The 24,288-nt window shown below is 49.2% G+C and carries 26 protein-coding genes and 3 tRNA genes; 19 read left to right on the top strand and 10 right to left on the bottom strand.

Annotated features, from left to right (window positions below; translation table 11 throughout):
• The first annotated feature begins 51 nt into the window (after positions 1-51).
• The 10 genes from JI741_RS12390 to JI741_RS12435 all read left to right on the top strand — a co-directional run bounded on the left by JI741_RS12390 (position 52) and on the right by JI741_RS12435 (position 9,066).
• The gene (locus tag JI741_RS12390; RefSeq protein WP_236676016.1) at positions 52-444 is read left to right on the top strand and encodes an S-adenosylmethionine decarboxylase family protein; all 393 of its coding nucleotides are present in this window, start codon (positions 52-54) and stop codon (positions 442-444) included.
• Positions 445-446: 2 nt separating this feature from the next.
• Positions 447-1,085, top strand: a complete 639-nt coding sequence (locus JI741_RS12395; RefSeq protein WP_202009762.1) for a hypothetical protein — start codon at positions 447-449, stop codon at positions 1,083-1,085.
• A complete protein-coding gene (locus JI741_RS12400; RefSeq protein WP_202009764.1) occupies positions 1,072-2,322 on the top strand; it encodes a DUF4178 domain-containing protein in 1,251 nt (416 codons plus the stop codon). The genes JI741_RS12395 and JI741_RS12400 overlap by 14 nt, the downstream gene beginning before the upstream one ends.
• Before the next feature lie 13 nt (positions 2,323-2,335).
• Positions 2,336-2,518 carry a hypothetical protein gene (locus tag JI741_RS12405; RefSeq protein WP_202009766.1) on the top strand — a complete coding sequence of 61 codons (183 nt, stop codon included), beginning with the start codon at positions 2,336-2,338 and terminating at the stop codon, positions 2,516-2,518.
• A 12-nt stretch (positions 2,519-2,530) separates the two neighbouring features.
• On the top strand, positions 2,531-2,737 hold the full coding sequence (locus tag JI741_RS12410) for a DUF350 domain-containing protein (RefSeq protein ID WP_202009768.1): 207 nt from the start codon (positions 2,531-2,533) through the stop codon (positions 2,735-2,737).
• A 12-nt stretch (positions 2,738-2,749) separates the two neighbouring features.
• Complete coding sequence (locus tag JI741_RS12415) at positions 2,750-4,276, top strand: polyamine aminopropyltransferase (RefSeq protein WP_202009770.1); 1,527 nt, start codon at positions 2,750-2,752, stop codon at positions 4,274-4,276.
• Positions 4,273-5,874: an FAD-dependent oxidoreductase gene (locus tag JI741_RS12420; RefSeq protein ID WP_202009772.1), complete on the top strand. Its 1,602-nt coding sequence runs from the start codon at positions 4,273-4,275 to the stop codon at positions 5,872-5,874. Before JI741_RS12415 ends, JI741_RS12420 begins: the two co-directional genes overlap by 4 nt.
• Positions 5,871-6,926, top strand: a complete 1,056-nt coding sequence (locus tag JI741_RS12425; RefSeq protein ID WP_202009774.1) for a hypothetical protein — start codon at positions 5,871-5,873, stop codon at positions 6,924-6,926. The genes JI741_RS12420 and JI741_RS12425 overlap by 4 nt, the downstream gene beginning before the upstream one ends.
• Before the next feature lie 319 nt (positions 6,927-7,245).
• Positions 7,246-7,941, top strand: coding sequence for an RNA ligase family protein (locus tag JI741_RS12430; protein WP_202009776.1), 696 nt, complete (start codon positions 7,246-7,248; stop codon positions 7,939-7,941).
• Positions 7,942-7,959: 18 nt separating this feature from the next.
• Positions 7,960-9,066 carry an AAA family ATPase gene (locus JI741_RS12435; protein WP_202009779.1) on the top strand — a complete coding sequence of 369 codons (1,107 nt, stop codon included), beginning with the start codon at positions 7,960-7,962 and terminating at the stop codon, positions 9,064-9,066.
• 81 nt (positions 9,067-9,147) lie between these two features.
• Here the strand turns inward: JI741_RS12435 and JI741_RS12440 are convergent, their stop codons facing one another.
• The 8 genes from JI741_RS12440 to JI741_RS12475 all read right to left on the bottom strand — a co-directional run bounded on the left by JI741_RS12440 (position 9,148) and on the right by JI741_RS12475 (position 15,861).
• Positions 9,148-10,299, bottom strand: coding sequence for a LamG domain-containing protein (locus JI741_RS12440; protein WP_202009781.1), 1,152 nt, complete (start codon positions 10,297-10,299; stop codon positions 9,148-9,150).
• 243 nt (positions 10,300-10,542) lie between these two features.
• Positions 10,543-10,615 (bottom strand) — tRNA-Arg (locus JI741_RS12445).
• A gap of 204 nt (positions 10,616-10,819) precedes the next feature.
• Positions 10,820-10,893, bottom strand: a tRNA-Pro gene (locus JI741_RS12450).
• Between the two features lie 487 nt (positions 10,894-11,380).
• Positions 11,381-12,019, bottom strand: coding sequence for an RNA ligase family protein (locus JI741_RS12455; protein WP_202009783.1), 639 nt, complete (start codon positions 12,017-12,019; stop codon positions 11,381-11,383).
• A 258-nt stretch (positions 12,020-12,277) separates the two neighbouring features.
• Positions 12,278-12,350, bottom strand: a tRNA-Asn gene (locus tag JI741_RS12460).
• A 285-nt stretch (positions 12,351-12,635) separates the two neighbouring features.
• Positions 12,636-13,580 (bottom strand): C45 family autoproteolytic acyltransferase/hydrolase, encoded by a 945-nt coding sequence (locus JI741_RS12465; protein WP_202009785.1) that lies wholly within the window; start codon positions 13,578-13,580, stop codon positions 12,636-12,638.
• Positions 13,581-13,648: 68 nt separating this feature from the next.
• Entirely contained in the window at positions 13,649-15,379 is a 1,731-nt protein-coding gene (locus JI741_RS12470; protein WP_202009795.1) for a phytanoyl-CoA dioxygenase family protein, read from the bottom strand.
• A 143-nt stretch (positions 15,380-15,522) separates the two neighbouring features.
• A complete protein-coding gene (locus JI741_RS12475) occupies positions 15,523-15,861 on the bottom strand; it encodes a hypothetical protein (protein ID WP_202009797.1) in 339 nt (112 codons plus the stop codon).
• Between the two features lie 525 nt (positions 15,862-16,386).
• Between JI741_RS12475 and JI741_RS12480 the strand changes: the two genes are divergently transcribed.
• The 7 genes from JI741_RS12480 (at position 16,387) to JI741_RS12510 (ending at position 22,010) form a co-directional block, all read left to right on the top strand.
• The gene (locus JI741_RS12480) at positions 16,387-17,487 is read left to right on the top strand and encodes a slipin family protein (RefSeq protein WP_202009799.1); all 1,101 of its coding nucleotides are present in this window, start codon (positions 16,387-16,389) and stop codon (positions 17,485-17,487) included.
• Positions 17,488-17,613: 126 nt separating this feature from the next.
• Positions 17,614-19,020, top strand: coding sequence for an RtcB family protein (locus JI741_RS12485; protein WP_202009801.1), 1,407 nt, complete (start codon positions 17,614-17,616; stop codon positions 19,018-19,020).
• A 242-nt stretch (positions 19,021-19,262) separates the two neighbouring features.
• Positions 19,263-19,829 carry a DinB family protein gene (locus tag JI741_RS12490; RefSeq protein ID WP_202009803.1) on the top strand — a complete coding sequence of 189 codons (567 nt, stop codon included), beginning with the start codon at positions 19,263-19,265 and terminating at the stop codon, positions 19,827-19,829.
• 4 nt (positions 19,830-19,833) lie between these two features.
• A complete protein-coding gene (locus tag JI741_RS12495) occupies positions 19,834-20,226 on the top strand; it encodes a hypothetical protein (protein ID WP_202009805.1) in 393 nt (130 codons plus the stop codon).
• Between the two features lie 115 nt (positions 20,227-20,341).
• Positions 20,342-20,905, top strand: a complete 564-nt coding sequence (locus tag JI741_RS12500) for a prolyl hydroxylase family protein (protein WP_202009807.1) — start codon at positions 20,342-20,344, stop codon at positions 20,903-20,905.
• On the top strand, positions 20,902-21,426 hold the full coding sequence (locus JI741_RS12505) for a 3'-5' exonuclease (protein ID WP_236676017.1): 525 nt from the start codon (positions 20,902-20,904) through the stop codon (positions 21,424-21,426). The genes JI741_RS12500 and JI741_RS12505 overlap by 4 nt, the downstream gene beginning before the upstream one ends.
• A 20-nt stretch (positions 21,427-21,446) precedes the next feature.
• Positions 21,447-22,010: an RNA 2'-phosphotransferase gene (locus JI741_RS12510; protein ID WP_202009809.1), complete on the top strand. Its 564-nt coding sequence runs from the start codon at positions 21,447-21,449 to the stop codon at positions 22,008-22,010.
• Positions 22,011-22,113: 103 nt separating this feature from the next.
• Here the strand turns inward: JI741_RS12510 and JI741_RS12515 are convergent, their stop codons facing one another.
• Positions 22,114-22,359: a DUF3253 domain-containing protein gene (locus tag JI741_RS12515; protein ID WP_202009811.1), complete on the bottom strand. Its 246-nt coding sequence runs from the start codon at positions 22,357-22,359 to the stop codon at positions 22,114-22,116.
• 164 nt (positions 22,360-22,523) lie between these two features.
• Here JI741_RS12515 and JI741_RS12520 point away from each other — a divergent pair, with 164 nt between their 5' ends.
• Positions 22,524-22,907, top strand: coding sequence for a DUF1801 domain-containing protein (locus JI741_RS12520; RefSeq protein WP_202009814.1), 384 nt, complete (start codon positions 22,524-22,526; stop codon positions 22,905-22,907).
• The gene (locus tag JI741_RS12525) at positions 22,904-23,932 is read left to right on the top strand and encodes an RluA family pseudouridine synthase (RefSeq protein WP_202009816.1); all 1,029 of its coding nucleotides are present in this window, start codon (positions 22,904-22,906) and stop codon (positions 23,930-23,932) included. The genes JI741_RS12520 and JI741_RS12525 overlap by 4 nt, the downstream gene beginning before the upstream one ends.
• A gap of 106 nt (positions 23,933-24,038) precedes the next feature.
• On the opposite strand, the gene JI741_RS12530 is transcribed toward JI741_RS12525, so the two are convergent.
• Positions 24,039-24,242: a hypothetical protein gene (locus JI741_RS12530; RefSeq protein WP_202009818.1), complete on the bottom strand. Its 204-nt coding sequence runs from the start codon at positions 24,240-24,242 to the stop codon at positions 24,039-24,041.
• Between the last annotated feature and the right edge of the window lie 46 nt (positions 24,243-24,288).

Genomic DNA, 24,288 nt, shown 5'->3' on the forward strand with positions numbered 1-24,288 from the left:
CGTATTGAACCGTAATCAAAAAATTGCTATTCTTACCAAAACGTTGCGTCTTTGAACCAAATCTCTCCCGAACCCATCCTCGCCTCCCGGGGAACGCCTATTCCCGGTTTGCACATCGTGGCAAATTTTTCTGTGGCCAGCGCCGATAAAATTGAAGGGCATGCGTCGTTCAAAACTTTCATAGAGAGTCAGATTGCCCTGCTGGGCCTGAGCAAGGTCGGCGAAGTATATCACGATTTTCCCGGTGGAGGTTTCACCGCCGTGGTTTGTCTCACCGAGTCGCACCTTTCCATCCACACCTGGCCCGAGCAACACTACATCACGTTCGATGTTTTTTTGTCCAACTATATGAAAGACAACCGGGCAACAACGCGTCTGTTGTATGCTGCTGTGCAGCAATTTTTCAAGGCCGAAGTTCGCTTCGAACAAATTATTGACCGATAACTATGAAGCGCGGAGATGTTCACAGCTGCCCCAGTTGCAACACGTTGCACACCGTAACGTTGATCGAGTCGTCGTTGATTGTTTGCAAAAGCTGCGGTACTTACATTCATGAAGCCACCGGCGACGAAAACACACCCGAGCAGTCGAAGATGCCCGACGACTGGACTTTTCTGAAAATAGGATCTACCTGCGAATTGCCCCAGCAAACATTCCACCTCGTGGGCCGCTGCCGGTTGCAGTTGCGCAATGACTATAAAAATTTCTGGTGCGCCGAATATGGTCGTGGCAAATGTCTTTGGATTGCCGAATCGTTTGGAAGCTTTTCCATCTTTTTGTCGGCGTGGGAAAAATTCGCGGGCGATCCTGCACAACTTCGAGCCGGTGCGTCGGTCAAGATGTCGAATGAGTTGAAGTTGATCGGAGAGTACGTCGAGAAGTGTGAAGGCATTTCGTTCGCCGGAGAGATTGGGGCATGGAATTTTTTCACGCCCGGATTTTTTGTAGTGCAGGCGAGCGCAACCACAAAGACATCGTTCTTTTTCCTGGAGCCCAAAAAAAATGTGTCGTTCCTGAGTGGCGAAAAAATTCTGGCCGAAAGGCTCAACTTCAAAAATACCATCGAGTGGAATGAGTGGAAGTAGCTACACGATTGCCTGCCCGAAATGCCAGACGGTGAACACCGTTCGCGGCAAAGCCATGACTTTGGCGCTCACATGTTCTTCGTGCAAAACATACTTCGGCGTTGGAAAATGGAGTAAGGATCTCACCACGTTTGGAACAAGCTATGAGCCCGTGCTGCCCATTGGCGCGAAAGGCAAGATTGATGGAAAGGTGTATGAAGTGATGGGGCTTGTGGTGAAGAAGGAACAAAAGTACAAATACGACTGGCGAGAATACATCATCTTTAATCCCTTCGAGGGCTACGCATTTTTGTCGGAATACAATGGCCACTGGAACATGGTGTGGCCTGTCGACGATGTTCCGCCACTGGCCATGTCGGCAAGCGATTTTGTTGACGAGGGATTTCACTTTCGCCTCTTTCAGAAATACAAAGCCAAAGTGATCTACGCGGTAGGAGAGTTTTTTTTCGACGTTGTTCACATCACTGAAACCACATTCAACCGGGAATTCATTGCCCCACCCCTGCTCTTCGCGTTGGAGAAAAGCGACGACAGCGTCCTCTGGTGCAAGGGCGAATACATGACTCCCAGCGAGGTGGCCAGCGCGTTTCAGATTCCGGTGAGCAAGCTTCCATCCAAAACCGGCATGGGCTACACACAGCCGATGATGGGCAAAATTAAAAATGGCGCGGTGGTTAGCTTTTCAATATTGGTCTTCATCTTCTTGCTGATTGCACAGATGTTCTTCAGCGGTAGCGCCGAAGAGAAAGTAGTGTATCAGGGCAACTTTTTTCAAGCCGATCTGAAAGACCAAAAGTTTTTTAAAACATCCTCATTCACCCTCGAAGGCGGTTCGAAAAGTCTGGAAGTGGTTGTGGTGGCGCCATTGCTGAACGACTGGTTCTTTGCCGAATTTTCACTGATCGACGAAACCACAGGAACAGAAACGATCTTCACAAAAGACGTGGAATATTATCAAGGCTACGAAGACGGCGAATCATGGTCCGAAGGGTCGACAAAAGGTGAAGCGTTCCTGTCGCAAATTCCCGCGGGAAAATATCACATCAATATCTATCCGGAGTTCAGCACATCGAGCCACGAGTTTTCGCTGACCGTGAAACGCGATGTGGCCGCGTGGTCAAACTTCTGGCTCACGCTGCTCATGTTGTCCGTTTTTCCGATCGGCTATTTTATCCGCAGAAACTGGATGGAGAAAAAGCGATGGTCCGAAAGCGACTATTCACCTTACGAATATTAAACCGCACAGCACTATGAATCTCGACGATCTTAAAGGACTGAAGTATTACATCGGCTATGCCGCTGCTGTGATGGGGTTCTTCATCTATTCGCACATGGTGGGCTGGAAATGGTTCAACCCCACGCATACCGAAAAAGAGCACAACAACGGAACACATCATGTGGGCGGTGGAAGAAGTTATATGTATCACAAATAAAACAACAGCATTATGGAATGGAAATACGTTATGGCATCGGTCATCTTTTCACTCGTCGGAATTCTGATTCTCGGCGTTTGTTTCTGGTTCTTTGAAAAGATCACGCCCGAAAATCTCTGGAAAGAAATCATCGAGAAGAACAACGTGGCACTTGCCATCGTGGCTGGTGCATTCATGATCGCCATGGGCATCATCATCGGTTCGGCGATTCACAGCTAGACAATTTTCGTGATGACTTCAAAGAGAGATACGGCGGCAAGCTTTGAATGGCTGCTGCTTATTTCTGTGTTCGTGGTAGCCACGTGCGGACTGATCTACGAACTGGTGGCCGGCACACTGGCCAGTTACCTGCTGGGCGATTCGGTCACACAATTCTCGACCATCATCGGCACCTACCTTTTCGCGATGGGCATTGGCTCATACCTTTCAAAATTTCTGCGCAGCAACCTGTTGTCATGGTTCATCACCATCGAACTTTTGGTGGGTATGGTGGGCGGCTTCAGCGCCGGCGTGCTGTTCATCCTTTTCGAGCAGGTTGTTTATTTCCGCGTCATCCTCTATGCATTGGTTGTGCTCACGGGCACACTGGTGGGACTGGAACTTCCATTGCTGATGCGCATCCTGAAAGACCGCATCGAGTTCAGCGACCTCGTGTCCAGAATTTTCACCTTCGACTACATTGGCGCGCTTTTCGCGTCATTGCTTTTTCCATTGATCTTCATTCCCTACCTCGGCCTCTTGCGCACATCATTTTTCTTTGGGTTTCTCAACGTGAGCGTGGCTTGGGTGGTGGCATACAGGTTCAAAGAAGACATTCGTGCTTATCCACGACTGAAATGGAGTTCCATCATCTGCTTGTTATTGCTGGCCACGGGTTTTATTTTCTCCGAAAAACTGACCGCGCTTTCAGAAACGCTCACCTATCCCGACAAAATTGTGTATGCCAAGTCAAGCCCCTATCAACGCATCGTGCTGACGCGTGGCGTGAACGACTGGCGCCTGTTTTTGAATGGCAACCTTCAATTCAGTTCGCTCGATGAATACCGCTATCATGAAGCATTGATCCATCCCGGCATGAGCCGTTTGAAAAACCCGGAAAACATATTGGTGCTTGGCGGTGGCGATGGCATGGCCGTGCGTGAAATCCTGAAGTATCCGTCGGTTAAAAAAATTACGCTGGTCGATCTCGATCCTTCTGTCACAACATTGTTTCGCTCCAATGCGACGCTGCAAAAACTGAATGAACATTCTTTGTCATCGGCGAAGGTGAGTGTGATAAACCAGGACGCGTTTGTCTGGATCAGAGGTCAGGAGAAATTGTTTGACTTCATCACCATCGATTTTCCGGACCCGTCAAACTACTCGCTGGGAAAACTATATACGACCAGCTTCTATCGCGAGCTGCACCGCATACTGGCACCGGGTGGTTGCTTGGTCATTCAATCGACATCGCCTTTTGTGGCGCGAAAGTCGTTCTGGATCATAGACGCCACGCTGCACAAAGCGGGCTTCGACACGCAACCCTATCATTGTTATGTCCCCTCGTTTGGCGAATGGGGTTTTGTGCTGGCATTCGAAAAACAGCCGGAAGAAACCTATCATTTTCCCAACGGTTTAAAATTTGTGAACGAAGCCAGCGTGGCCCAGCTCTACAATTTTCCACCCGACATGAGCGCCGTGGAAAGTGCCTACAACACCCTGAACAATCAGGTTCTGGTCAACACGTTTGAAAAAGAATGGGCTGACTACACACGATGATAACGCGCAGAAATTTTGTGACCCGCATGGCGCAAGGCGTAGGAGCCTCGTTGATGCTGCCCGCCCTGCAACATTGCTCATCCCAACCTCACTACACGGCGCATACCGCAGGAGCCAACGCCCAGCTGGGCCATCGGCTCCGCACCATGGATTTTGGAAAGCCAACTTCATCGCAGCAAACAGACGTGGTCATTGTTGGCGGAGGCGTGGCGGGTTTGTCGGCGGCGCGCATTCTGAAAAAACAAACAAACAACTTTGTGTTGCTCGAGATGGCCGAAGAGACCGGAGGCAATTCGCTAGGCGGAAGCAACGCGTTGACATCCTATCCCTGGGGCGCGCACTACTTGCCGCTGCCTAACGCCAATGACCCGGAGCTGACAGCTTTCCTGCGCGAGTCGAATGTGATAACGGGCTATGAAAACGGGCTTCCGGTGTTCAATGAATATTATCTGTGCTTCGATCCCAAGGAGCGTTTGTTGATCAATCAATATTGGCAGGAGGGCCTCGTTCCGCGCGAGGGTGTGCCGGCAAAAGATCGCGAAGAAATTGAACGATTTCTTTCGATGATGCACGACTTCAAAAACAAAAAAGGCAGTGATGGCCGCGAAGCGTTCATGATACCCGTAGCCGAAAGCTCGCAAGACCCTGAATTGTTGCAGTGGGACAACATCTCAATGGAAGAATTTCTGAAGCAACATCAGTTCGCTTCACCCTATTTGAAATGGTATGTGAACTACTGTTGTGCGGATGACTTTGGCTCGTCGCTGGCCGACACTTCGGCATGGGCCGGCATCCACTATTTCGCATCGCGCAAAGGCCACGGCGCCAATGCAACATCCGATGCCGTGCTCACGTGGCCGGAGGGAAACTTCTGGCTTGTGAAACAGCTGCGACAACCGGTGCACAATCACATCAGGACAAACACCCTTGTGTATACCATATCAGAAACATCACAAGGTGTGGACGTGACATGCTTCGATGCGAAAACAAATTCGTCGCTCGTCATCCACGCACGCAGTGTCATCATGGCCACGCCACAGTTTGTGACACAACGCCTTTTGCAAACACCCAGAGTCATCGACTACAAAACGTTTCACTATGCGCCGTGGATGGTTGCCAACATCACCACAACAGCAGGGCTTGCCGAGAAGAAGGGAGAGCCGCTCAGTTGGGACAACGTTTTTTACGGTAGCCAATCCTTGGGCTATGTCAATGCCATGAATCAACACACCGGCCTGTCGGGTCCGGAAAAAATAATCACCTACTACCATCCCATGTTGGGTGCTGATGCGGCCGTGCTCCGAAACCAGGCATACAAAACTACTCCCGACGAGTGGACCAATACCATCCTCGCCGATCTGAAAGTGGCACACCACGACATCGAGAAATACATCACCGACATAAACATCTGGATCTGGGGCCATGGCATGATCAAACCTTCGCCCGGGTTTATGTGGAGCGACAACCGGAGAAATGCCGGTCGTGCGTTGAATAAAAAAATATTCTTCGCGCATTCCGACCTCAGCGGTCTTTCAATTTTTGAAGAAGCGTTTTATCAGGGACACACCGCGGCGCACGCGTTGCTTACAGAATCATGAAACCCTCCGTTCAACCCTGGCTCGCCGATCCTGTGAAAGAGAGTTTTCTCATTCTGGCACCCGCGTTTGTTCCGGTGGCGGTGGTGATTTTGTTTCAGGATTATTTTATCCAACATCAGCAAGTGTCGGCGGTGTGGTGGGTGGTGCTTGTGTTGTGCATCGATGTGAGCCACGTATACAGCACGCTCTTCCGGCTGTATTGGGATAGACCTACGTTTTCGAAATATAAAAACCTGTTGCTCATCATTCCTGTTGCTTCGTTTGGCATCGGCTTTCTGCTTCACCTTTATGATGCCGCAATCTTCTGGCGCATCCTGGCCTATGTGGCCGTGTTTCATTTTGTTCGACAGCAATACGGGTTCATGCGGTTGTATTCGCGAAAAGAAAATAACAACATCGCAGTGCGCATACTCGATGGCGTGTCGATCTACGCAGCCACACTCTATCCCTTGCTCTACTGGCATCTGCATTTAACAGGCAGCCTAAGCTGGTTTGTGTCGGGCGATTTCATTTCCATTCCCCTTCAAGGTTGGGATACAGCGCTGAAGACAATTTATGTTGTCATCATCATTGCCTACAGCGCAAAGGAACTCTGGCAAAGTTACCGCCGAAGAGCGTTCAACATCCCCAAAAACCTGATCATGGCCGGCACTTATCTGTCGTGGTATGTCGGCATTGTGATGTTTGAAGGGGATTTGATATTCACGTTGCTCAACGTTGTGGCACACGGCGTTCCCTACATGGGGCTGATCTGGATCTATGGAGAGCAGAAGGCCCAGAGCACTTTCTCGTTTTCCTGGCGGGGTGTTGCCATTTTTTCAGGTGTGCTGTTCGCATTCGCATATGTTGAGGAAACCATTTGGGATGTGCTGGTGTGGAAAGATCACGTTGGTGTGTTCCCATTTCTCACGTCGCTGGCGCCCTTAGAGAATCCGGTTTTGCTTTCGATTGTTGTGCCATTGTTGGTCTTGCCACAGATCACGCACTATGTGCTTGACGGATTTATCTGGCGGTTTTCGAAAGACAGCACGGCGCGGTTGTCATCAAGATAAATCGCCGGCAACTTCTTCGAGCCCTTTCCGTATTAGCAGACAATGTTTACCTTTGCTGGTGACAACGATGTATAACCCTATTAAAAGAGGGACTTAAAAAATGCCTGTCATGTGATACCATATTCTGCTTTATGATCCTGATTTCTTCAGGACCAGCATGGTATTGCCGCTTTACTCACTAAACATTTTGCGAATTGATTTTATCCGGACCGTTCCGGTGTAAAAACGCGCAGTGTGCATTTGGCATTCCGTGCGCTTCGAGGCCGTTATCCTACAATGGCTTGATCGTAGTTTATTGTGAAATTTTAAATTTGATTTTATGAGTGTTTCAAGAAAATATGGAAGAACCTATCACTATCCATTTTCGCCCGGCACCACCAGCGACGATCGCATCAATGCCGACTATTGGAGCGACGTGCTTCGCATGAAGCAGATCGTGCACACCGAAAAGCTGGATGGCGAAAACAATTGCCTGAGTCGCTATGGTGTGTTTGCCCGTTCTCACGCCGCGCCCACGGTGTCGGCCTGGACAAAAGCCATCCGGCAACATTGGGAGTCGATCAAAAACGATCTGGGCGATGTTGAAATTTTTGGTGAGAACCTGTATGCCATCCACTCCATTGAATATAGAAAACTGGAGCATCACTATTACGTTTTCGCCGTGCGCCAACACGACATGTGGCTGGGTTGGGATGAAGTGAAGTTCTATGCAGGGTTGTTCGATTTTCCAACAGTGCCGGAAATCAAGACGGCAACGCCGGAGCGCGAAGAGCAACTCAGAGACGAGGTGTTAACCTTGGCCCGCCAACACAGCGTGCTGGAATCGTACGACATCCGGACAAATGAACCCTGCACGCGCGAAGGCATCGTGACCCGCAACACGGAGGCTTATCCCGTAAACGACCTGGCACACCATGTGTTTAAATATGTGCGCAAAGGTCATGTGAAAACGGATGAGCATTGGACGCGCCACTGGCGCAGAGCAAAACTGGTATGGGAATTTTCCCACCACTAACGTTAAAAAACAGAATCTATGAAATGGACATTAACAAAATATAGAGCGTGGGATGATTTGGAAAAAATGTTCCCGTGGGTAAACGACATGAAGCATATTCCGCAAGATGCCATCCACCACACGGAGGGCAACGTGGCCATCCACACCCAAATGGTGCTTGAAGCCTTGCTGTCTTTTCCGGCCTATCGGAATCTTGACGAGCAACAGCAGGAATTGTTGTGGGCATCGGCGTTGCTACACGACGTGGAAAAAAGATCGACCACCGTCACCGAAGACGATGGTCGCATCACATCGCGTGGACATGCCCGGAAAGGAGAAAACACGGCAAGGCAAATTCTGTTTCAGGATATCCCGACGCCGTTTGCATTGCGCGAACACATTGCATCGCTGGTGCGCTATCATGGCTTGCCCCTATGGGTGTTGGAGAAGACCAATCCACAGAAGACGCTGCTCGAAGCGTCGCTGAATGTCGATATGAAGGCACTGGCGTTGCTGGCACGCGCCGATGCTACCGGAAGAATTTGTCGCGACCAAAGCAAGTTGCTGGAGCGCATCGATTTTTTCGAGGCCTATTGCCAGGAGCAAGGATGCTGGCAGACGCCGAAAAAGTTTCCGTCGGCATTGGCGCGTTTCCACTACTTTCAAAAAGAAGAAGCATCGCCCGACTATGATCCGTTCGACGATCTGAAAGGAAAAGTGATCATGCTTTCAGGGCTTCCCGGCATGGGCAAAGACCGCTACATTCAAAAGCACTATTCCGACCTGCCCATGCTCAGCCTCGACAACATCCGCCGCGAACACAAACTGAAACCAGACGACGCGTCGGCAACCGGATGGGCCGTGCAGCAAGCAAAGGAGCAAGCGAAAATTTATTTACGCAAAGGCCAGCCCTTTGTGTGGAACGCCACCAACATCACCCGACAGATGCGAACGCAATGGGTGGACCTCTTTGTGCAATACAAGGCCCATGTCACTATAGTATACCTCGAAGTTCCCTACAAGGAATGGCTTAAACAGAATAGCGATCGCGAACACGTGGTTCCCGCGCACGTGCTGCAACGGCTGATGAATAAATTGGAAGTGCCGCGTTTAGATGAGGCGCATGAGGTGGAGTATGTTGTGTAAAATAAAAGAAGCTGCCGGAATGGGCAGCTTTTTTTATTAGAATGGGGTCGTCTTTGCGAGAATATAAATTCAAGTAGTCATTTATTGTACGGGAGCTTCCGAGGGCACGCGGGTGGCACCGCCTTTCAGGACTCCATTGAATTTGTTGGAAGATTTGTCTATGACATTATCACCTTTGGCTTCGTTAAAATCCCAATAGCCCACCAGACCAGGATCAACACTGGTAGCCTTTGTAATTATCGATTTTTGAATTTCCGCTTCGGTGAGCGCCCTATTCCAAATTCTTAACTCGTCCAGCTTACCTTGGAAATGAATCGTTCTTCCGTTGTTTGACAGGATGCCGACTTTAGCGTTTTCGTTGGGCGAATTGGAATTCATGGACGAATTGGACTCGCCAGCATAGTAGCCCCCCATTTCAACACCATTGAGATACACGTTCATATCGGAAGCAGCGCGCATAACGCCAGTCATGTTTACCCAGCGTCCTGTCACTGGAATAAACTCGGCTGACCTGGCCCTTCTGTAAACACTGCTGTTTTCGCCCTGACCATCACCATACTGCACACCTATGTGTGAAATGTTGCTGGTGATTAAACTAAAACCATTATACAGTGGAAGTCCGTCCTGACTATCAAAAATGGGGAGCGAACCATCTGCAACATTGGGATCAATCCATACCCACACCGAAATGCTTACGGGGAGTTGAAGGTCATCGAGGATATTTCCGAGATCGATATAGTCGTCGACGCCGTCAAACGAAATCGCGCGATTGGCGTCGGGATACCTTTCGACATCGCCAATGGTTGCCAAAAGCGTTTTTGCATCGCCGGTAGTCAACCCATCGGAGGTCCCTTCAATAACAAAATTCACTTTTTCAGCAACTTCGGCTTCGAAATCAGCAAGCGCGTGAATCGTGAAAGATGCACCGGACGAATCTTTTGGGACGAGCACAGTAAAATTACGCTCCAAAAACAATAGGTTATCTATTCCATAGTCCACTCCGAATGTGGCTGTCGACGATGTTACCTTTAGCGTCACGTACTCATCCTTTGCCGCCGGCTTGGAGAGTTCGAGTCTGACGCTAGCCTTGGCGTTTTCATTGGCTTCAACAGACGACTTCTTGAAGGCTACAGGAATTTTTTCTGCAACTTCATCGTCTTTACAAGAAAAAATATTTAAAGAAAAAACGAGCAAAGTGCTCTGAAGGAGGAGTGATTTTGTGACATATTTCATATTGAATAACGTTTTAATACGTCGCAAAGAAAGGGATTAATACTGTAAAATTATTTCAGTATAAAATTTCATTTTTTCAGAGGCGGACCTACTGACCAAGGTTTAAACTTCGGTTTTGTGTGAAACAGAAAGGGCTTCCCCGTCGTTTGGGAAGCCCTGTTTCACTGGCCGACAACGGACATGCTAGTGCGAAAGTATTGAACACAAACGACTAGCGCGTTTCTAAATGACAACTACCTATTGTTACTCCGGCAAGAATCGAACTTGCACTTCCAGGTTCGTAGCCTGGTGTCCTGATCCGTTAGACGACAGAGCAATTTTGGGTGAGGCATGGGGCTCGAACCCATAAACATAAGATCCACAATCTTACCGCGAAGCCCGTTTGCGTTACGTCACCATGTGAAGTTGATCGTGGTTGTAAGCGTATCGCCCAGTACATGGCACAATCAAACTGTCGGAGAGGGAGGGATCGAAACTCCAGTCCGCCAGCTGGCGGATACTCTCCGTTATTAAAGTTCTGTCAGGGCAGAAGGATTTGAACCTCCGATCTCTTGCTTCCAAAGCAAGCGCAATACCTGGCTTCGCTATGCCCTGATGTTGAAAATGTGTTGTGACGCGAAGGGCTTTAACCTTGATCTCCCCGACTTGTCGGGGCGCATTTGTCTGCGACTATGCTATCACGCCACCGGCACTGTAGACAAGCGGAAAAATCTATTTCCGGCATTGTCTTCTTGCCCTGGTGGAGATTGCTGGTAACGCTCCAGTCCTTCCCGTCTTCAGCGGGACGCTTCTACTTAGTTAGCTTAATCTCCGAATGTCCGGCCACACGGTAACGATCCGTGTTCTCCAGATTAAAAATCTGGAGCATCACCTTAATGCTTTGGCCGGATAAAATTTGTCTCCGACCGTCTTGTCTGTTTCCATAGTGAAATTCTTTTTGTTTTCTTTTTGTTCATCGTCGAGGTGGCTGGAGTTGAACCAGCATGCAACCATTTACGATTTCAACACGGTATAAGCGTGAGTCGATACACCTCGGGTTTCAAAAAGAAGGAGATACATGCACCTCTTCTTTCTCATCATCCTAACGTATGAAGTCACGAAACTTGATCTTCGCTACAATCCGGTTGCCCTGACGATTGAACAGCTCGGTTTCCGGTTTCATAATCAAACCTTCCGCGTCGTAGTCTTTGTTGTGGGCAATGGTAGATTTGAAACCACGCGTCACCAATTCAACGGCCTCCATCAACGGGCCTTTGCCAATGATGGGTACAATGCCAATGCCAAGCTTCGCAGCAATGTCTTCCAGACTTTCGCGTGTCAGCCAGTACTCACCGATTTTAACATCGAACAAAATGAAGTCCGTTGTGTCAGGCAAGTAGTTGCCACCTTTTTGGATTTTTGCGCCGTAGCCTTCGCCATACAGGCAAACTTCGGTGGTATCGGCAAACACTTCCGTCATGCGTTCGGTTGTGAATTTCTTTTGCAAGACTTTCATCAACGTTGCAGGCAATTGTGCGTTTTCGGTTTTGCCACCAAACTCAACGGTGTCGCTGTTCCACAACACGCGAATGTTTGTGCCATCGATTTTCTCTGTCCATGTCCATTGAATGTCTTTCAACAGTTCAAATTCAGGCAATGCCCAATGGCCTTCCATCAACGTTTTAAAATTGCTTTCTGGTGTTCGCAGAAAGACGGTTTGAATCTTGTGGTACTCTTTCATTTCATTACTTCATTTTAAATAAAACCAACTTTTACTTCTATTCGACGCACAACCATGTGAAGGGTTAGCATCAGCTGTTGCAGCATGATGATCATTCATCACATCTTGAAAAACCCACCCGGCAAGGATTCGAACCTGCCACAAGAGAAAATTTCTTCTTCGCCGCCAGGAACATGCGGGTGTTTCGATTACGCAATCCAGCCAGTCATGCTACGTGCATGACCTTGTTGACGTACACATCAACGGGCTGGATATCTGCGGACACAGATGGGCACGATCCACCGACCTGAGCATTAACAATGCCCTACTCTACCAACTGAGCTATGTGTCCAGAAAGTGTTGTGAAATAAAAAACCCCGGGGTGTACGGCCCGGGGTTTCTTTTATTACTTATATAATTGCTATATAAAAATAGTATCCCCCGGACTAACGCCATAACCATACTTCCCTGCAAAGCGTATGCTGTGCATCGGTGACTGGTTCGGTTTTGAAAAATTTTTATTGGGTGTCATCTTCGTGTTATTGTGATACGAAGTTAAAATAACTTTTTCCGTATTACCTAATGTGTGCTGATTAAAATTTTCAAAAATGTTTTTTTTAGTCATGCTTTCTAATTTTTAATCAATCCAGATATCACCTGTGTGGTTATCGAAAATCATTTGCTGCACGGTGATTTGCATCTGCACATCTTCGTCCTTCAAGATCGACAAACACGCCGTGGCATCCTGCGGCATTTCGTGGCGAAGCATTTCAAGCGCACGATCATAGCGACTACACGACGTTGCGCGAAGTATATTTTCGGCTTCACCATTCTCCAGTTTCTTATAGTCGTTGGTGACGGCGATAAATTTTTCGTGCGCCTCGCGCAAGGCAGACCGCGTGGGCGTTCGTTCTATGACAACGCGCTCATCGACGCCAATGCCTGATAACAAAATGAGGCAGTCGCACACAATTGTTGTGGTCATCAACATTTGTCTGGCTTCCGAAAATGAATTGGCCGAAGTCAACACGTCGCGCAGCAGGAAAGACACCGGATAGGCCATCTCGGGTTTGTCATTGCTCAACACCGCATTCAGCGTAAGCGAAAACTTACCGGGCTTTGTTCCGGACAACGCTCCAACAAAACCGGGCCAGCCAATAGTCTTATAGAGTGTTTTACCATTCTTGTGGAAATCAAAGACCATGGTGTGTTGACCGAGCAGATTATTTTCGGTGTGCCAATCCAGATTTCGGCAATGATAGGTCGTTGAACCATTGTTAACAGCGAACGCCGTGCAGCCAAAATAGAACTTGAGGATGTCATAGTATAGATTGGCCAGCAGCACTTCGTTTTCCTTCAAGTCAATTAAGGAAGCGATAAAGCTGATTTCTTCGCGATAGTGTTCTGGAATAGCTGCGAGTTTGTAGGCATCGATGACGTCATACAAATACCCGGCGTCTTCAAAATCTTTTAGGTAGCACTGCATGAGTTCGCCCATCGGCGCGCGGAAAGTCTTGAGAAAGCTCCAGCGTGTTTCAACGGGCAAGTCAAGATCAACAATGTGTTCAACAACGGTTTTCATAAGAATAGCTACAACGGCTTCGCTAGCGCAAAGGTTTCAGACAGACTAGTGACGTGTCAGATTCTGCGTTACTGCAATGGCGCTCGCTCCGCCCACTGCAAACCGTTTGGCAATTCAACAGTATTAAATTCCAAATGAATCACCTTCCGATGCTTTTGACTCGTGGCCTTAGAAGAAGAATGAATAAGGAGTGGCCGCAGGATATGGACGCCACACGCCTGCACTTCGCACGTGACAGGCAAACTGTTTTGAACGATGAGCGCTATTTCCTGAGCTGTGAGTTTTTTGTTTTGCGATCCGGGCACCACTTTAAGAGCCCCGTTGGTTTCGTCGGCATCGTCCAGGTGAATTCTTACCGTGAGCGTGTTCTTCAGGATTTCCTCCGGTGGGCAAACGCCGTGCACGTTCATTTTTTTTGTCCAGCCAGTGAAGCCGTCTGTTTCAATTTTTTCAGTCACATGAATCGTGGTGTCCTGATGCCACGTCACATACCAATTTGAGTCAGGGGTTTTGTCGAAGAAGATTGCCTTTGTGAGAAACAGCTGTGGGTTTATTTTTTTCAGGATGTGCTTCAGGTTGGAATTAAAGATGAAAGCATGCACCGCCGGAATTTCCTGCAACAAGCCACGGATGGCATAGTCGTTTTGGGAAGTCGGCAATGCGTTTAGGTAGCCTTGGATTTTTTGCTTGAGGGCATTCACTTCCTTCTTCCCAAACACGTGGTGCATGATGGCAAAGCCGCGATGCTCCAGCTTCCGGAGTTGATTTTGAAGCGACGTGGCATTGAATTCATATTGATAAAGGTCAAGCGCGTGTGTCAGAATGTCCTTCACCCTGCGCTTCAGCTTTTCGGGGGCCAGCACTTTCACGCGATTGCCAAAGCCCAAAATTTCGCGCTCCAGCTCAAAGTTCAGCTGCACCTGCAACGAGACGATCACGCCATTGGAGGTTGTTTCTTCCAGTTTCTGCGAATTGTGAATGGGCTTTGTGAGAATATAAGGTGCCGTTTCCTGATCGGCCTGCAGCAAAACTTTTTCCGTTAGCCCGTCAGGATTGACCGACACACCCACCACATCGTTCAGAAAGGTGGAGATGTTGAATTTGTCGCGCGGCACATATTTCAACGCAGTCGGTTGGATGGTGATGATGCGGTCCAGAGCCAGGTTTAGGATGGGTGTGTTCTTTTTCTTGACGCCCAGCACAAACCAACGGTTGCGGTACTCCTTTAAGTAGTAGGGGTGGAAATTGAATGTGTTTGCACTTCGGGCCTTAAACGATTGATAACAAAGCTCCACGGCATTTTTTTTCACAATCGCCTGGTATAATGTGTCGATGTGTTCCAGCCCCTTCAGGTTGTCGTTTTTTTCAAAATCAATCACCGGCTCCTGGTTTGTGCGCGCTGCGTCGATTTTGTTTTCAAGCCGTTGCACCATGCCGCTCAATTCCTGGAAATGACTAAAGCCTTTGAACTGCCGCAAAATTTCCACCACCTCGGTCAGTTTTCCCAGATCCTGGTCGGTCAGTGGAATGTTGGTGATGGAATAGTCGGGGTCCTCGTAGGTATAATATTTTTTCTCAAGCACAACAATTGGGGCGTTGTAGCCCAGCTTGTCGCTGCGCATTAGCTGGATGTCCATCTGCACCGTTCGTTTGCTCACACCTTTGTCGATGCCTTCATATTCATAGAGCGTTTCCGACACGGCATCCACCAGGTTGTCGAGCGTCCAGCGGCGCTGGCGGTTTTTCAGGCACGTGTCGATGGTGCGAAAACGAATCAGGGCATTGCGATTGACGGGCATCCGGAAATATTTTCTGAAAAGACGTAAAAAAAATTCACTACGCAAAAAGATTGCGCAGTGCACTTTCAATTTTGATCCATCAAATCGCGCGAGATGACACGATGTTTTGCAGCAACCCTCCCCTTCAGGATTGGAAGGGGAGGTTAAGCGGCCTCATAGCTTAAAAGGAAAAGCCTGTGGTAAAAGTAGATCGTTCCACAGTGTGCAGGGATGACTCCGCTATAGCTGCGCGCCATAGCGGATAGAATTTGCAGATGCACCGAAATGCCGCTCGGAGAAGCAAAGTAGGGAAGCGCATTTAGAGCCTTGCTGCCCGTGAGGGATTGTCGGTTCGAATCCGATTGAGGCCACAGAATTTGTTCATTGAAAAAAAATAGTCCCAAAAAGGCGGGGACAAAAATCTTCTCGCGGGTGTGTACCACCCGCGGAAGCGCGGAAAAAATAGAAGGCCGGGACCTGATGCGAGTTTCAAAAGGCTCCATAGTGTTGTGATGCGCTGCATCGGCAACATGCTGCCTCGCCCGATATTGTTTTCCACCTTGTGGGTCGAAGGTTTAAATCCTTCTCCGCCAGCTGGCGGATAGCTCAGTCTGATAGAGCAACAAGATCGCGGAGGTTCGAATCCTCCTTCCGACCCTGAACCGTTCGGAATAGCTCAGTTTGGTTAGAGCAGTGGACTGTTAATCCATGATCGGTGAAGTTAACCTTTTCTAAAAAAGGTTGCCTTTTAGAAAGCCTTGCCGGGCTGACCCGCGCACACCTTCTTCGGAATGTGGACGCAGTCGTCCGGAAGCTTGCAGGTGTGAAGATACCGCCCTTGATGTGTGTCTTGCTTTTGTGGAGCGCATGCGTTTCGGAGCTCTTGAAATTTTTCAGGATAAGAAACGTCATCACTTCAGAAAACCAACCCGCGCTGCACAGTGCTCAATCATACTTCCGCTTTTGGAGGATGGCCGGTTCGGCGAAGCTTTCTTATTTAGTGTGAATTTGTTTAAATGTTTATAGTTATGAAAAGGATCAGAATCAACACAGGCAAAATTGGTCTTGTGTTCAAAAACGGAGACTACACCCGCGTGGTGACCGAAGGCGTTTATTGGTTTTTCCCATCCGAGCATGTGGTGTTGTATGAAATGAATAAACCATTCCATCCTTTCGTTGAGTTGAACGTGTTGTTGCGCGACGCCCTGTTGGCAAGCATGCTGGATGTGATTGTGGTGAAGGACTCTGAAATTGTGCTGCACTATGAAAACGGAAACTTCAAAACCGTGCTCACCGCCGGCCGGCATTCGTTCTGGAAGGGCGTGATGGAGTATGCGTTCGTGAAAGTGGATTTAAACAAGATCGACATGACCGAGAACATCGACGCCAACACGTTGATGCGCAAGGAAGTGATGCCCTATATCCGTGTGTTCACCGTGGAGTCGAATGAGAAAGGCATTTTGCTGGTGAATGGAAAATTCACACGCGTGCTCGACACGGGAGTCTACTACTTCTGGAAAAACACGGTGGCCGTGTCTGTGCTGAAAGCCGACTTGCGTCAGCTGCAGCTGGAAGTTTCGGGGCAGGAAATTCTTACCCGCGACAAAGCCGGGCTGCGCATCAACTTCTATACCCAGTATAAAGTGACCGACATCGTGAAAGCGTTGATCGACAACAAAGACTACGAAAAGCAATTGTATGTGTTGATGCAACTCGCCCTGCGCGAATACATCGGCACCCTTTCGCTCGACGAATTGCTGGAGAAGAAAGAATCGATCTCCGCCTATGTGCTCGATACGTTGAAAGACAAAGCCGCTGCGCTGGGTGCGGAAATCAGAGACTGCGGCGTTCGCGACATCATTTTGCCAGGCGAAATGAAAGAGATCATGAACCAGGTGCTGGTGGCGCAAAAGAAGGCCGAAGCCAACGTGATCATGCGTCGCGAAGAAACAGCATCGACCCGCAGCTTGCTGAACACCGCCAAGCTGATGGAAGAAAACAGCATGCTGTTCAAATTAAAAGAAATGGAGTACGTTGAAAAAATCGCCGACAAAATCAGTAGCCTTTCCCTGTCGGGAGGCAACCAGATTCTCGATCAGCTGAAAGACATCTTCGTGCCCCGCAAATAACAACCGTTGTGCCTTAGCCGGGGCTGCATCGATGTCATGCAGCCCCTTTTGATTGCCGTATCAAAGAATTAATTTCAAAAAATGCAGAGAATGCAAAAGCGATCCTGCATACTAATAAAGAGTATTATGAAAATAACGGGAAAGGAATTGATGGAAATCGGTTACGCCGAAGGCAAAGCGCTGGGCGTGGCTTTGACACTCCTGGAAAAAGAATATGCGGGCACACAGCAGTCCGAACAACTGACGATACTGAAAGATGTGCTCGCAAACCCGGAAGCGTATGCCGGGCACGCGAAGCTTTCCGCACTGGCGAAGGAACTGTTGACACCTGTTGACGACACCATTGCATTGTTGCCCGAAGGAAAGCCCTACACAACCTACGGTGCCGAAGCCATTGAGCAAGGGGCAAAAGATCAGATGAACGTGGCCGTGAAACTTCCGGTGGCCGTGGCCGGCGCATTGATGCCTGATGCACATCAGGGCTATGGTCTGCCTATTGGCGGGGTGTTGGCAACACGCAACGCCGTGATCCCTTATGGCGTTGGGGTGGACATTGGATGCCGGATGTGTTTGACGCTGTATGACCTGCCCGTGTCTATGCTCGACGAAAACAAAACGGCCCTGAAAAAAATGCTGATGAACAACACCATGTTTGGCACGGCCACTTTCAAATACACAAAAGATCACGAAATCTTTGCCCGTAAAGAGTTTGAAGACATCCGGATTGTGAAAGACTTGAAAGACCGCGCCTGGAAACAGATCGGCTCGTCTGGTGGTGGAAATCACTTTGTGGAGTTTGGCGAGGTGAACATCACGTCGGCCATTAACCAATTTAACGTGAACCCTGGACGCTACCTGGCCCTGTTGTCGCACTCCGGCTCACGTGGTTTGGGGGCTACTATCGCCGGGCACTACACGCGCATCGCCATGGACGTTTGTAAACTTCCGCAGGAGGCGAAGCACCTGGCGTGGCTTGACCTCGACACGGAAGCAGGCCAGGAATACTGGCTTGCAATGAACCTGGCCGGCGACTATGCATCGGCGTGCCATCATCAGATTCACGAGCGCATGGCGGTTGGCTTGCGTGCCACGCCGCTGGCCATGATCGAGAACCACCACAACTTTGCGTGGAAAGAAAAGGATGCCGATGGCAACGAAGTGATTGTGCACCGTAAGGGCGCAACACCTGCGGGCAAGGGTGTGCTGGGAATAATTCCCGGCTCCATGGCCACACCGGGATTCATTGTGATGGGAAAAGGTGTATCTACATCAATCAACTCCGCGTCACACGGCGCCGGTCGTTTGATGTCGCGAACCAAAGCGAAGCAATCGATTTTGCAGGGTCAGGTTGATGCTATGCTGAAAGATGCAGGCGTTGAGTTGATCGGCGCCGGTCTGGACGAGGCACCAATGGCCTACAAAAATATCCACGAGGTGATGAAATCGCAGGAAGAGTTGGTGGAGGTGATGGGTACGTTCATGCCGAAGATTGTGAGAATGTGCGGCGACAAAAAATTTCAGGAGGCGGATTGATTTCCGACCTCCCTGAAATTTTTTTGACGGTCAGGTAAACGAAGTGTCAAAAACTTCCTTTACTTTTACAGCATGATGTCGAAGCTACAACATATTAACAAGGTGCAAAAGATCGTGGGCCAAGCCCGTGATCCAAGGACCGCTGTTCGGTGTAGCATGTTAAGATGATTTCCTTAAATCAAAAATACAGAAGCCCGGACAGCATAAATGTTCGGGCTTTTTTATTTTAAACAAAATCTGTCATGACTGTCGATTGTATACTGAGAACCGTAGAAAGAGAAACTATCCGCACCTTTTCGATGCTCGATGGTTGGTTTGACGAAGATCATGCCGTGCTGGATTTTCGTCCGGAAGAAAAAGCATGGACGGCCCGCGAAATACTGGAGCACGTGATGCTCACCAGTAGCTACCTCATGATCCTGATAGATAAGGGGAGCGCCAAGGCATTGAAGCAGCCGTTTGTGAAAGAAGATTTTGATTGGGAACAATACACGCTGTTCACCAAAGAACTCCTTGACATTGGCGATCACAAGTCGTTTGTGTGGGACAGGCCCGATCACATGGAACCGAAAGGCGACGTGGCGATCGATTGCATACGCGAAAACATGCGCGCACAACTCATGAAATGTCTCGACCACCTCGATGCCCTTCAAAACGGCGAAGGCGTGCTCTATAGAACCACCATGACGGTGAACAGCATCGGCAAGCTGGATGTGTATCAATACATCTACTTCCTGGCGCTGCATGGGAGACGACACCTGGATCAATTGAACTATAACAAAAAAGAATACTTACAAATCAACACGTAACCAAATGATGAGAAGCTTATACCGCCCCACAGGAGCCCACGAGTTGGCGCTGATCATTGAGTCCGGTATGAAGCGATACCCGCCGAGACTTTTCTGGCAACCGATATTCTATCCGGTTCTCAATTTTCAGTATGCCGCAGAAATAGCCGAGCGCTGGAACATGCGCGATGCGTCTGGCGATGGCGTCGGCTTTGTTACGGCTTTCAAGGTTCCCGAAAATTATTTTCTGAAGTTTGAAGTGCAAACCGTAGGCCTGGCGCACCACCAGGAGCTGTGGGTGTTGGCTGAACAGCTGCATGAGTTTAATGACCACATCGTGAATGGCATCCGTGTAGAGAAAGCGTTTATCGGTGACAAGTTCGTGATGACCGAAACACTGAAATCTGTTTTGCCATGATTGATAAAAGACCGGGGGTTAAAAAAACTTCCGGTCTGCTATACTCCAGACAACAAAACCTTCGTCCTTAGAACTTAACCGCAAGGGAGCGCATGTCGCAAACCTATTTGCCGCTATGAACCGACACGATTTGACAAGTCATATCTATACACTCGACAACTTCCTGACCCCGGAAGCTTGCCTGGCGTTTATTCAGCAGACTGAGAATTTGGGATATGAACCCGCCACCATCATGACCGATCATGGACCCCGTCTGGCGGAGCATGTGCGCAACAACAACCGTGTGATGTTTAAAGACGTTGCACTCGCGGAACAACTTTGGCAACGTCTTGGCGAACAAGCACCCGCCCCGTTAAGCGACAGCGTGGCGTATGGCCTGAACGAATTGTTTCGCTTTTATCGCTACCGTCCCGGACAGAAATTCAGAAAGCACCGTGACGCAAGCTACATTAAGAGCGCAACCGAAGGTAGCCTCTTCACTTTCATGATCTACCTGAACGACGATTTCACAGGCGGTGAAACAACGTTCAACGAGATTGTGGTGAAACCCAAAACAGGTTCGGCACTCATCTTTCGCCACGCATTGGAGCACGAGGGCACAGAAGTGCTGACGGGCGTGAAGTATGTTTTGCGAACCGACATCATGTTTACATTAACTAAAAAAACCAAATCAAAATGAGCTACATCATTGTAGATGTCGAATCCGATGGCCCCATTCCCCATAAATATTCCATGGTGTGTTTTGGCGCCGTTGTGTTGGAGACGTCGCTTACTAAAAAATTTTACGGACAAATAAAGCCCGTCAGCGGCAAGTGGATACCCGAAGCCCTCGCCGTGAGTGGCTTCACCCGGCAGCAACACGAACAATTTGAAGAACCCGAGGCCGTGATGAAATCATTCGCCGAATGGCTGAGAGCCAACGTGAAGGGTCGACCGATTTTTATTTCCGACAACCTGGCCTTCGACTGGCAGTGGATCAATTATTATTTCCACTATTTCGTTGGCGAAAATCCGTTTGGCTTCAGCGGTCGCCGCATCGGCGATCTATACTGTGGCATGAAGATGGACACGGGCCTTAACCGGGAATGGAAAGAGCGATTCAGGAAAACCCATCACGACCACCATCCGGTGAACGACGCGCTGGGCAATGCCGAAGCGCTATTGGAAATGAAAAAGATGGGATTGAAAATTCCGTCATGAAAAATTAAAGACATTAAAAAATGATTACTGAAAAAGAAACGGTGCGCATCAGCAAATTTCTGAGCCTGGTGCTGCGCCATCAACCCGAAACCATTCAGATCACCCTCGACGAAAACGGCTGGACCGACGTTGCTGTCCTGCTCGATCGCTTGAAAGCACACGGACTTTCCGTTTCGAAAGAGATTCTTCAACACGTGGTGGATACGAACAGCAAGAAACGATTTGCCTTCAACGACAATCAAACTAAAATCAGGGCAAGCCAGGGCCATTCTGTTTCGGTCGACCTGGACTATGCGCCTCAAACGCCGCCCGACATTTTGTATCACGGCACATCCACCACAGCGCTGGAATCGATCTTCAAAACCGGACTTGAAAAACGGCAGCGACATCATGTGCACCTCAGCGCCGATAAGGAAACCGCACGAACTGTGGGCCAGCGCTACGGCAAGGCCGTGGTGTTGACGGTCGACACCGGCGCAATGCATCGCGAGGGCTATGCGTTCTATGTATCCGAGAATGCTGTCTGGCTAACCGATCATGTTCCGGCAAACTATCTGAAATTACCAGAGGAGTTTTCGGTCTGATCGTGAAAAACGGGGAATGTACTGTGACCGCAATGTTCACATGTGTTCGACAAGAAGGGAATGAACCGGTCGCGTGAAATGCGGACGGTGCTGGTTGGAAAGATTATGGCTTCTTGACGAGAGGCGCTTTGGCAAATTGATCGGGCAGTGTTTTGTCCGATTTTTTTTTGGTAACGATCTTGCCCTCGTTGATCAGCACATTGGCAACCAACTTCACTTGTTCCAGCAGTTGTTGCCAGTTTTTTGCATCGATGGCGCGGGCCACATCGGGCGGGCCAAAAGTTTTGGTGGACCCGCATTCATCTGCCAGCTTTAATATTGTTTTGCGGATGTCTTCTGCAAATATCATAGTGGACTATTGGAAGATGGCGTTGTATGGTGAACAGCGAAAGGGGGTTTTCGGTTCTCGTTCTGGGCCTTTATTAACTGTTGTATAGAAATTAAATTCAAACATCCCCCATCATTTTGGGGTGACAAACCGGTGTTTCAGGATTAGTACATTACTTTTGCACCATGTCTGTACGGTCCTTTATCACGGAACAACCCTCGCCGCAACGCGAAATCATGACGATTCTGCGATCGTGGATCATGGACCTGGGTCCGCACACACAGGAGAAAATCAGCTATAGCATCCCCTATTTCCACTTCTACGGGCAGCTTTGCTATCTCAATCCTGTGAAGGACGGTGTGGATCTGGGGTTCAACAAAGGCTACGAGCTCTCCAACGACGAAGGCCTCCTGGAAACGAAAGGCCGGAAGCACGTGAAAAGCATCACTTTTTATAGCGTTGCCGAACTGGAAGAACGCGAAGACGCCCTCCGACACCTGCTGAACGAAGCCGCCATCCTGAACGAATACAGGTTTAAACAAACACAGAAGAAGAAAAAAACATCATGAACGAACCCGATATTCCGGAACAGGACGACGACGCGTTGTTCGAACATCACCGCATTGTTGCCGACGCAAAACAAGGCCAGGTGCGCATCGATAAATTTTTGATGGCCCGCCTCCCCAACGTGACCCGCACCAAAATTCAGGGTGGCATTCACGAAGGATTTGTGAAGGTGAACGACAAGGCCATTAAGCCCAACTACAAGATTCACCCCAACGATGTCATCACCGTGTCGCTGCCCGAACCGCCGCGCGACAACGAAGTGCTGCCCGAGAACATTCCGCTCAACATTGTCTACGAAGATGCCCACCTCATGGTCATCAACAAGCCTCCCGGCATGGTAGTGCATCCGGCCTATCAAAACTGGACGGGCACCGTGGTGAACGCATTGGCCTATCACTTTCAGAACTTGCCCGAGTTGCCCGGCAACGACGGCCGCCCTGGTTTGGTGCACCGTATCGATAAAGACACGTCAGGGCTACTGGTCATTGCCAAAGATGAACTCACACTCACGGCGTTGGCAAAACAATTTTTTGACCACACCATCGAACGACGCTATCAGGCCATTGTGTGGGGTGTGCCCGAGCCACCGCAGGGCACAATCAACGTGAACGTTGGCCGAAGCTTGAAAGACCGGCGCGTCACCACCACGTTTCCCGAAGGCGACATGGGGCGACATGCCATCACACACTTCACGTTGTTGAAAGACCTGCGCTATGTTTCGTTGATTGAATGCAAGTTGGAAACCGGCCGCACGCACCAGATCCGCGCCCACATGAAATACCTGGGCCACCCGTTGTTTAACGACGCGCTCTATGGGGGCGATCAGGTGTTGAAGGGAACGGTGTTCACGAAATACAAACAGTTTGTCGACAACTGTTTCACCATCATACCGCGTCAGGCGCTTCATGCCAAAAGCCTGGGCTTTATTCATCCGGCCACAAGACAGTTCATGCAATTCGATTCGGAACTGCCGGACGATTTCAAAAATGCGATTGAAAAGTGGGAGAACTACGTGAAGTATAACTGATACACCCGAAGCGAAAGCCCGGTTTAGAAAAAAGAGAAAAAGAAACCAGCAGCGTGCGCGTTGAACGCACGAGGGTTATTCGAAGAAGATCAAGTGCGCTACGGCTTTAGAACGCTGCGGTGAGCTTGCGTCCTTTGCCGAGTGCCTGGCGAATCTCCCTCAAGCCTTCGCGTTTAAGCTGTTGGCGGGATGCTTCGTCGAGCGGTGCGTACAAAAGATCTTTGATGTAGGCCAACACCTTTTCGGTTTGACCTGGGTCGAGCGACTCCAGCGACTGGAGGATCGCATGCTTTTGGTGAATCGATTTCATAGCAAGTAGTGGTTGCTTATTACAAAGAACGTAAATAAGTGGGCTG

Origin of the sequence: Chryseolinea lacunae, from assembly GCF_016735595.1 — a bacterium.
Taxonomy (GTDB): Bacteria; Bacteroidota; Bacteroidia; order Cytophagales; family Cyclobacteriaceae; genus Chryseolinea; species Chryseolinea lacunae.

Bases quoted from the DNA above. Each gene is read 5' to 3' on its own strand.
- JI741_RS12490 (WP_202009803.1), top strand. From the start codon at position 19,263: ATGACTGTCGATTGTATACTGAGAACCGTAGAAAGAGAAACTATCCGC.
- JI741_RS12395 (WP_202009762.1), top strand. From the start codon at position 447: ATGAAGCGCGGAGATGTTCACAGCTGCCCCAGTTGCAACACGTTGCAC.
- JI741_RS12455 (WP_202009783.1), bottom strand. From the start codon at position 12,019: ATGAAAGAGTACCACAAGATTCAAACCGTCTTTCTGCGAACACCAGAA.
- JI741_RS12400 (WP_202009764.1), top strand. From the start codon at position 1,072: ATGAGTGGAAGTAGCTACACGATTGCCTGCCCGAAATGCCAGACGGTG.
- JI741_RS12515 (WP_202009811.1), bottom strand. From the start codon at position 22,359: ATGATATTTGCAGAAGACATCCGCAAAACAATATTAAAGCTGGCAGAT.
- JI741_RS12465 (WP_202009785.1), bottom strand. From the start codon at position 13,580: ATGAAAACCGTTGTTGAACACATTGTTGATCTTGACTTGCCCGTTGAA.
- JI741_RS12405 (WP_202009766.1), top strand. From the start codon at position 2,336: ATGAATCTCGACGATCTTAAAGGACTGAAGTATTACATCGGCTATGCC.
- JI741_RS12520 (WP_202009814.1), top strand. From the start codon at position 22,524: ATGTCTGTACGGTCCTTTATCACGGAACAACCCTCGCCGCAACGCGAA.
- JI741_RS12530 (WP_202009818.1), bottom strand. From the start codon at position 24,242: ATGAAATCGATTCACCAAAAGCATGCGATCCTCCAGTCGCTGGAGTCG.
- JI741_RS12440 (WP_202009781.1), bottom strand. From the start codon at position 10,299: ATGAAATATGTCACAAAATCACTCCTCCTTCAGAGCACTTTGCTCGTT.
- JI741_RS12500 (WP_202009807.1), top strand. From the start codon at position 20,342: ATGAACCGACACGATTTGACAAGTCATATCTATACACTCGACAACTTC.
- JI741_RS12495 (WP_202009805.1), top strand. From the start codon at position 19,834: ATGATGAGAAGCTTATACCGCCCCACAGGAGCCCACGAGTTGGCGCTG.
- JI741_RS12485 (WP_202009801.1), top strand. From the start codon at position 17,614: ATGAAAATAACGGGAAAGGAATTGATGGAAATCGGTTACGCCGAAGGC.
- JI741_RS12425 (WP_202009774.1), top strand. From the start codon at position 5,871: ATGAAACCCTCCGTTCAACCCTGGCTCGCCGATCCTGTGAAAGAGAGT.
- JI741_RS12525 (WP_202009816.1), top strand. From the start codon at position 22,904: ATGAACGAACCCGATATTCCGGAACAGGACGACGACGCGTTGTTCGAA.
- JI741_RS12435 (WP_202009779.1), top strand. From the start codon at position 7,960: ATGAAATGGACATTAACAAAATATAGAGCGTGGGATGATTTGGAAAAA.
- JI741_RS12410 (WP_202009768.1), top strand. From the start codon at position 2,531: ATGGAATGGAAATACGTTATGGCATCGGTCATCTTTTCACTCGTCGGA.
- JI741_RS12420 (WP_202009772.1), top strand. From the start codon at position 4,273: ATGATAACGCGCAGAAATTTTGTGACCCGCATGGCGCAAGGCGTAGGA.
- JI741_RS12415 (WP_202009770.1), top strand. From the start codon at position 2,750: ATGACTTCAAAGAGAGATACGGCGGCAAGCTTTGAATGGCTGCTGCTT.
- JI741_RS12480 (WP_202009799.1), top strand. From the start codon at position 16,387: ATGAAAAGGATCAGAATCAACACAGGCAAAATTGGTCTTGTGTTCAAA.
- JI741_RS12470 (WP_202009795.1), bottom strand. From the start codon at position 15,379: ATGCCCGTCAATCGCAATGCCCTGATTCGTTTTCGCACCATCGACACG.
- JI741_RS12475 (WP_202009797.1), bottom strand. From the start codon at position 15,861: ATGGAGCCTTTTGAAACTCGCATCAGGTCCCGGCCTTCTATTTTTTCC.
- JI741_RS12505 (WP_236676017.1), top strand. From the start codon at position 20,902: ATGAGCTACATCATTGTAGATGTCGAATCCGATGGCCCCATTCCCCAT.
- JI741_RS12510 (WP_202009809.1), top strand. From the start codon at position 21,447: ATGATTACTGAAAAAGAAACGGTGCGCATCAGCAAATTTCTGAGCCTG.
- JI741_RS12430 (WP_202009776.1), top strand. From the start codon at position 7,246: ATGAGTGTTTCAAGAAAATATGGAAGAACCTATCACTATCCATTTTCG.